At 62.9% G+C, this 7,835-nt stretch carries 7 protein-coding genes; 6 read left to right on the top strand and 1 reads right to left on the bottom strand.

Annotated elements, in window-relative coordinates; translation table 11 throughout:
* Positions 1-544: 544 nt before the first annotated feature.
* Positions 545-2,248: an ABC transporter ATP-binding protein gene (locus GV027_RS18910; RefSeq protein ID WP_236559386.1), complete on the top strand. Its 1,704-nt coding sequence runs from the start codon at positions 545-547 to the stop codon at positions 2,246-2,248.
* 184 nt (positions 2,249-2,432) lie between these two features.
* Complete coding sequence (locus GV027_RS18905; RefSeq protein ID WP_159513194.1) at positions 2,433-2,669, top strand: DUF3253 domain-containing protein; 237 nt, start codon at positions 2,433-2,435, stop codon at positions 2,667-2,669.
* Between the two features lie 156 nt (positions 2,670-2,825).
* Here the strand turns inward: GV027_RS18905 and GV027_RS18900 are convergent, their stop codons facing one another.
* Positions 2,826-3,731, bottom strand: coding sequence for a LysR family transcriptional regulator (locus tag GV027_RS18900; RefSeq protein ID WP_159513193.1), 906 nt, complete (start codon positions 3,729-3,731; stop codon positions 2,826-2,828).
* Between GV027_RS18900 and GV027_RS18895 the strand changes: the two genes are divergently transcribed.
* The 4 genes from GV027_RS18895 (at position 3,722) to GV027_RS18880 (ending at position 7,608) form a co-directional block, all read left to right on the top strand.
* Positions 3,722-5,044, top strand: coding sequence for an MFS transporter (locus GV027_RS18895; RefSeq protein WP_159513192.1), 1,323 nt, complete (start codon positions 3,722-3,724; stop codon positions 5,042-5,044). The genes GV027_RS18900 and GV027_RS18895 overlap by 10 nt on opposite strands.
* Positions 5,041-6,039: an LLM class oxidoreductase gene (locus tag GV027_RS18890; protein WP_159513191.1), complete on the top strand. Its 999-nt coding sequence runs from the start codon at positions 5,041-5,043 to the stop codon at positions 6,037-6,039. The genes GV027_RS18895 and GV027_RS18890 overlap by 4 nt, the downstream gene beginning before the upstream one ends.
* An 80-nt stretch (positions 6,040-6,119) precedes the next feature.
* A complete protein-coding gene (locus GV027_RS18885) occupies positions 6,120-7,118 on the top strand; it encodes an EthD domain-containing protein (RefSeq protein ID WP_159513190.1) in 999 nt (332 codons plus the stop codon).
* 28 nt (positions 7,119-7,146) lie between these two features.
* Positions 7,147-7,608 (top strand): hypothetical protein, encoded by a 462-nt coding sequence (locus tag GV027_RS18880; RefSeq protein ID WP_159513189.1) that lies wholly within the window; start codon positions 7,147-7,149, stop codon positions 7,606-7,608.
* Positions 7,609-7,835: the final 227 nt, after the last annotated feature.

Here is a 7,835-nt window from a genome sequence, read left to right as displayed (position 1 = left end):
GCTGCGGGCTGTCCCGCCCGGCGGCCCAGCAGCCGAAAACCGAAAAACCCATAGGTCAGCATCCGAGGCCCGCGGCTTCCTGCTTTGGAGGAAATCGTACACCTGCCGGTGCCCGATTTCCTTCACATATTCGGCCATCCACGCGCCCTTCCCCGTTTCCCAACTTCAGACCCTCATTCATCCGCCCGCGATTTTAGCTGCTGACAGGTGCAACCGCAGCCCAAATAGACATTCCAAATCACAACTTGGAGGGGAAACCGCGAGTACCCCTGATACCAACGACTGTGTATCGGGGATCATGCAACTGACCTCATCACCTCCAGCACTCAGGTCCGAAGCGGCCGACAGCCTGTCATTTCGGAGTAGCTGAATGGCAAACGGCGTAAGACAAGGGCGTGGCGGTATACCCGTCCGTCCGACCACGTGGCGTGAGCGACTAGGCGCGTTGCGTAATTTGCCACCCTTCCTCGCCATGGTGTGGGGTAGCAGCAGGGCTCTTACCGCCACGACGGTTGCCGTGCGGCTGGTGCGAGCGCTTCTGCCCGTGGCGACGCTGTTCGTGGGCAAGCTCATCATCGATGAGGTCGTGCACCTTACCCACTTAACGGCTCGTCCGGCTGGGCTCACGGGATGGCTGGGCTCCAGCCTGCTCGATCGGCTGGAGGCACTGCTACTGGCCGAATTCGCCTTGGCGGTCGCATCCGACCTCCTTGGTCGGATCGTATCGCTCGTCGACGGGCTCCTATCCGATCGGGTCAGCAATGACGCAAGCGTTAGGTTGATGGAGCACGCTGCAACTCTGGATCTCGCCGACTTCGAAGACGCGGCCTTCCAGGATCGCATGGACCGCGCGCGCATGCAGGCCAGCGGCCGCATGTCCCTGATGGGGCAACTATTCGGCCAGGCCCAGGACATCATCACGGTTGTGACCTTCGCTGCGGGCCTGGTCGTTTACGCCCCGTGGCAGATCGTGCTGCTCGCCGTCGCTCTGGTGCCCTCGTTCCTCGGCGAAGCGCACTTCAACGCGCTGAGCTACGCGCTCAGCTACATGCGTACGCCGCAGCGGCGCGAACTCGATTACGTACGCCAGGTCGCCGCCAGTGCGGATACGGCCAAGGAGGTCAAGATCTTCGGCCTCAGCCCTTTTCTGATCGACCGCTATCGCACCATCTCACGCGACACTTACAGCGCGAGCCGACGGTTGGCGCTGCGCCGGGCGGTTTGGGGCTCGGGCTTCGCCGCTCTTGGTACGATCGCCTATTACGCGGCCTACGCCTACATCGCCTGGCGCGCGGTGACCGGGTCGATCTCCATCGGCGACCTCACCTTCCTCGCGGCCTCGTTCCTGCGACTCCGCGGACTGCTGGAAGGATTGCTTACCGGCTTTTCCTCCACCGCCGGCCAGGCATTGTACATCGACGACCTGTTCTCCTTCTTTCGGACCGAGCCCGGCATCCGCTCACCGGAGGGAGCGCTGCCATTCCCCGATCCCGTCTGCCAAGGCTTTGTCTTCGAGGATGTAGGCTTTCGCTATCCGGGCGCCGAACGATGGGCGGTGCGGCACCTGTCGTTCGCGCTGGGACCTGGCGAGGTGGTCGCACTGGTCGGCGAGAACGGCGCAGGCAAGACCACGCTCGTGAAACTGCTGGCCCGACTGTATGATCCGGTAGAGGGCCGTGTCCTGCTCGATGGACGCGACCTGCGCGAATATGATCTCGACGGTCTGCGCGCCGCGATCGGCGTAATCTTTCAGGACTTCGTGCGTTACAACCTACCCGCCGCAGACAACATCGCGGTAGGTCGTATCGAGGCGCGCGGTGATCGCGAGCGGATCGAGGCGGCAGCGTCCGCTGCGCTCGCCGACGGCGTTGTTGCCAAACTGCCTGACGGTTACGACCAGATGATCGGCAAGCGGTTCAGGAACGGTGTCGACCTTTCCGGTGGCGAATGGCAGAAGATGGCGATCGCTCGCGCCTATATGCGCGATGCCCAGGTGTTGATCCTCGACGAACCTACCGCAGCGCTGGACGCGCGCGCCGAGTACGAGGTGTTTCAGCGCTTCCGGGAATTAAGCGCGGGACGGTCGGCGGTGCTGATCTCGCACCGCTTCTCCAGCGTTCGCATGGCAGACCGCATCTTGGTCCTCAGCGACGGGAAGGTGGAGGCATCAGGTACCCATGACGACTTGCTTGCTGCCGGGGGCCATTATGCAGAACTGTTCGAGCTTCAGGCTGCGGGCTATCGATGATCCGCGTGGCCCCAAAAATGCCGCACAAACCGGTATTGACGAGTCTGGTAAGCGCGCGGTCATTCATGTGGTCCCGCGTCCCTGCTAATCCATCTGACAAATCGCGTCGCATGCGCTGCCTGAGGAAGGCACCGAACGCCAATAGCAGCTTGACCAGCTGGAGTGCGCGGTTGACGCAGTCTGAATGACGGATCCGAAGGCGGCCACTCTTTCCCTGCTCGAGCGCCGCGCACCGGGGGCGACGATATGCCCAAGCGAAGTGGCGCGTTCCATTGCACAGGATTGGCGCAGCGCAATGCCTGCAGTCCACGAAGCGATAGACGAGCTAGTCAGCGACGGGCTGGTACAGCTTAGCTGGAAGGGACAGCCGCTTGCAAAGCGATCAGGACCTTACAGGATCCGCAATCTTGGCGGCGATTAAAGCTGGGGCCTAGCTTGCGGGCGTTGCCCATTCCAGTATCAGACGTCCACTCAATAACGTGATATTTAAAGCTGCGGCTGCGGCGATCCATACCCGGACGTTCACGCCGGTTTCACCGCTCCCCAACTTCCCCAGGAATGATTGTGTTCGGCTTCCTCAGTCGATCCGCAGTTCGTTGCTCAGGACAGCAAGCGCTGCGTCGATTTTCAGGCTCAGCTGTCCAAGTTTAGGCCAGACAAGGTGCAACGGCAGCCCCTCAGTGGCCTGATCCGGAAGCACCTGCACCAGTTGACCGCTTTGCAGTTCGTCCGTGACAAGCCAGGTCGCCAGCTGCGCAGCACCAAATCCGGCCTTGACCGCTTCTACCTGGGCTTCGGCGCTGCCCAGCACCATTCGGGCGGGCGCCGCGCGTAGCTCGGTACCTCCCGGTCCGGCAAACTTCCACGGCGAGATGCTGCCATCGGACCGTCCATAGGGAATGCCGGGGAGCAGCATCAGCCGCTCGATGTCGGCGGGCATTCCATGGCGGTCGAGAAAGGCGGGCGCAGCGCAGAAGATGATGCGTTCGGTGCCGATGTGACGACTGGCCAACCCATCTGCCAGGATCTGGCTGGCTCCGATCCGGACCGCCACGTCGACACCTTCCTCAATGATATCGATCTTGCGATCGGTGAAGGTCAGATGCGGGCGCAGGCCTGGATGCGCCTCAAGGAAGCGCAGCAGGATCGGCATGACGCGGCGCCGTCCGAAGGTAACGGGCATATCTACCTTGATCCGCCCGACCGGCTCGGAGCCATGCGCCGCCAGAGCCGTCTCCGCATCCGCCAGATCGCCAAGCACCCGCACGCAGGTGGTATAGAATTCAGCACCTGCGTCGGTCAGCCGCAGCGAGCGCGTGGTTCGCTCAAACAGGCGGGAGTTCAGCCTTTCTTCGAGCCGAGCCACGCTCTTGCTGATCGCCGACACGGTAAAGTTCAGATGCTTCGCAGCCGCCGTAAAGCTACCGAGGTCAGCGGCGGCCACGAACGCGTCGATGCCTTTAAGACGTTCCGATGGAAGCATCAGCCGGTTCTCGCATTATTGACCTCAAGGAAAGAGTCTCACGAATTAATGCCGCAAGCATTGCCGGTACGTCAACGCCAAATGGATGGTCTGTATCGGAGGTCCCCTTGTCCACTATCGCACAATCAGTACCCGGCGCCGCGCAAGCCACGAAGCCGGGTGGCGGACTCGCCGTTCTGCTGCTTGCCATCTCGGCGTTCATTATCGTCACGACCGAATTCATCATCGTCGGTCTGCTGCCTTCCCTCGCACGCGACCTTGAGGTGTCGGTCGCCACCGCCGGCTGGCTGGTCACACTGTTCGCGTTTACCGTCATGCTGGTCGGCCCCGTGCTCACCGGGCTTGTCGCGCACTTCGACCGCAAGCGCCTGTTCATTATCCTGCTGCTCGTCTTTGCGGGCGCGAACGCTCTGGCGGCCGCTGCACCTAACATCTGGGTTCTGGCACTGGCACGCTTCATCCCGGCAGTCGCCTTGCCGGTCTTCTGGGGCACGGCCAGCGAGACTGCCGGCGAGCTGGCCGGACCCGAGCGTTCGGCCAAGGCTGTTGCCAACGTCTACATGGGTATCGCTGGTGCAATGGTCTTCGGCATCCCGCTCGGCACGCTGGTCGGCGATGCCCTTGGTTGGCGCGGTACCTTCTGGATTCTTGCGGGCCTGTCGCTGACGATGGCGGGGCTGCTCGCAATGGTCATGCCCAAGGTTGCGAAGCCCGGACGCGTGCAGCTTGGCGAACAGCTTCGCATCCTGCGCAAGCCCGTGTTCCTTGCGAACCTCGCGCTGTCGGTGCTCGTATTCACCGCCATGTTCACGGCGTATACCTATCTAGCGGATCTGCTTGAAAAGGTGGCGGGCATCCCGTCGGGCGCGGTGGGCTGGTGGCTGATGGGCTTCGGTGTGGTCGGCCTTGGCGGTAATTGGCTGGGTGGGCACCTGGTCGGCCGCAGCCCGCTACAGGCCACTTTCATCGGTGTCGCGGTGCTGGCGGTCGGCATGGTGGCAACGGTGCCGGCCGCCGGCAATTACGTCTGGCTGGGACTTGCACTTGCGGTATGGGGGCTCGGCAACACCGCGCTCTATCCGATCTGTCAGGTGCGGGTAATGAAGGCGGCGGACAAGGCTCAGGCGCTTGCCGGTACGCTCAACGTGTCGATGGCGAATGCCGGCATCGGGCTCGGTGCCATCATTGGCGGGGCCGCGATCAGCAATCTTGGCATCGGCAGCATCGGCTACATCGCCGCTGCCATCGCCGTTCTCGCCATGATCTTCGTGCCCGTCGTGGCGCGTCTCGGTCAGCGGAGCGCGCAGGCATGAAGCCCTGCCCGGCGCCTTCGTCGGCGACACCGATCGCCGGTCCGCCCCCTCTCGCGTCGGTACAGGCACATCCGGGCTATGCCCGGGTGTTCCAGGCGGATCGCCTGACATTCGGACTCATCGCCCCGTTGGAGGGATATCCCGACGCGCCGTGGCCGATATTGGAGCGCCATCTCGAGGCCGCGCGTCAGGTGGACGCCACCGACATGACGGCGATCTGGCTGCGCGACGTGCCCTTCTACGATCCAAGCTTCGGCGATACTGGCCAAGTCGTCGACCCAATGGTCTATGCCGGATGGCTGGCAGCACAAACCCGGCGGATCGCGATCGGGACCGCCGGCATCATCTCGCCGCTGCGCGACCCGTTGATTGTCGCAAAGCAGGCGGTCAGCCTCGACCGGCTGACCGGTGGCCGCTTCATCCTCGGCCTTGCCACCGGAGATCGACCGTCAGAGTTTGCGGCGTTCGGCAGCGATATCGGCAATCGAGGGAAACGGTATCGTGATGCGCTGGCCGTGATCCGGGCTGCGACCGAACAGTCGTTCCCGCGGCACCAGTCTCAATTCTACGGAACCCTGGATGGGACGCTCGACATGCTGCCCAAACCCGTCGCACCCCGGCTCCCCGTCCTTGCGATCGGGCGCGCCGGTCAGGACTTCGACTGGCTAGGCCGGAACACGGACGGCTGGATCTGGCATCTCAGCAATCCGAACCGGCTTGCTGCGGTCATCGCCGATTGGCGCAGCGGTGGAGATGGAAGCTTCCGTCCTTACGGCTACGGCACGATGTTCGACCTGAGTACTGATCCGGACGCACCGCTGCAGATTGGCGGCGCCGGCATGCGGGGTGGGCGCAAGGCGCTCGTCCAGCATTGGCTGCGTCAGCGGGACGAGGGCGTAAACCACGTCGCGCTCAACATGAAGCCGCTGCGGCGGCCGTTCAGCGAGGCGATCGACGAGCTGGCAGAACATGTGCTGCCAGTTTTCAGCGTCTGATCTTCGAGGCGGGCAGACGGTTCTGCCGCTCAATCGTTCCCGACACAGCGTTCCAACCCTATCAGGATCGGATACCAATCATGCCAACCGACTTCGACCGCGCCGACAACCAGCATCGCCCCCCGTTGGGAGAGACCCACACGCCGACGACCAAGCCGCTGATCGTTACCCCGACCTTCGTCAGTCGCGTCGACGACACGGCGCGCGGTGATCGGCCACAGGATTCAGGCTCGGCCAAGAGCCGGCACGGGCATGAGGTGCATCTGCCCAACTGGCGTCCGGGCGCGCTTGCGATCGAGGGCGATCCCAACCTCGCCTTCGAGCATTGGGACGAATATTGGCGCAAGGTTCACGGCCCCAAGTTCGCCTGGGACGAACCGGGCAGCTCGTCGGAATTGGTGGTGCGCTACGATCAGCTTCACCGGATTTCATCCGGGCCGTCCTCGGGCTTCCCGCTGCCCTATCGCGCGATGATCGATGAGGACGGGCGGCTGCCCTCTGATCCTTGGAAGCGCGTCCCCGAGTTCAAGCGTCCACGTTGGGACGGCCTTGCGTACATCGCCTATGCGCAGGAGGCGGATATCGAGCGCACCCTGGGGCAGGACAAGTTCAGCAAGCGGATCATTGCCGACGAGCAGACCGCCTTTCGCATGGTGACGCGGGAGGTCACGGAAGAATATATTCTGATCCCCAGCGAACGGCATCGCGACGCCATCAGCCTAGTGAAGATCCACATGCGACGACCCGAGATGTCGCGCGAGGAGTTCCGGGAGCGGATGCTGCGCGAGCATGCGCCGCTCGTTCTCGCCCAGCCCCTCACAGGGATATTCGTACGCCGCTATGCCCAGCTTCACAACATCGGTTCGACGCAGAAGGACCCTGAGGGCAGCAAGATCGACGCCGTATCGGTGCTGGCGTTCGCTTCAATGAACGACGTCGAGGATTATCTGCTTAGCGACGATCATGTCGCAATCGAGGCATCCGAAAATGCGCTGGCAGGGGATGGCTCGGAATGGTGGACTGCGATCAACTACAGCATCATCAATCGCCTCGCGCCTGAAGTTCCAACAGCAATCTAGCCGCGAGGCATCATCACAGGAGGATACCATGCGAACATATCAGGCAGCGGTCGTGGGCGGACTTTTCGCCGGATTGGTCACGACGGCGGTAATGGTTGCAGGCCGCAAGAGCGGTGTGCTGACGAAGACGCTTGATCGCGATGCAGTCGACTGGATCGACGACGTCACCGGCTCTCGCGAGGTCATCGGCGATACCGGCACCAGCCTTGTCGAGTTCGGTAATCATCTCGGTGCGTCCGCGGCGTTCGCGCTGGCAGTACCGACGCTTCGTCGCGCCGCGCCGACGCTTTCGCCGGTGGCGATCGGCGCGGCGTATGGAACGGCGCTGTACGCGGTGAACATTGCCGGGATCGCCCCCTTGCTCGGCATCACGGAGGGCGAGATCCAGGCCGGTCCACGCAAGGCGCTCGAACGTTGGGCCGTCCATGTCATCCAAGCGGTCATCACCACCGTGGTCGCCGATCGGCTGACCACCGGACATTCGTCTTGAAACGCTAAAACTGCTGGCGATGCGTCGGTTAGGACTCAATCGTGCCGACCTGTGGCAAATCCCTTAAGGGCATTCTAGCGCGAGAGAAGGATGCGACGGGAATTGTCGACCGACGAATGAGCAACGGGATTGCGGCACTGCAACTTTTCGCAAACGGGGGGCAAGCTGATTAATTCAGCGGCACCACCGTTTTTGTGGAGGTCGCGAACGCTGGCGCTTCGAGCGTC

It is taken from the genome of Sphingomonas sp. T1 (genome assembly GCF_902506585.1).
Classification (GTDB): domain Bacteria; phylum Pseudomonadota; class Alphaproteobacteria; order Sphingomonadales; family Sphingomonadaceae; genus Sphingomonas; species Sphingomonas aerolata.
This window is presented reverse-complemented; position numbering and strand designations above follow the sequence as displayed.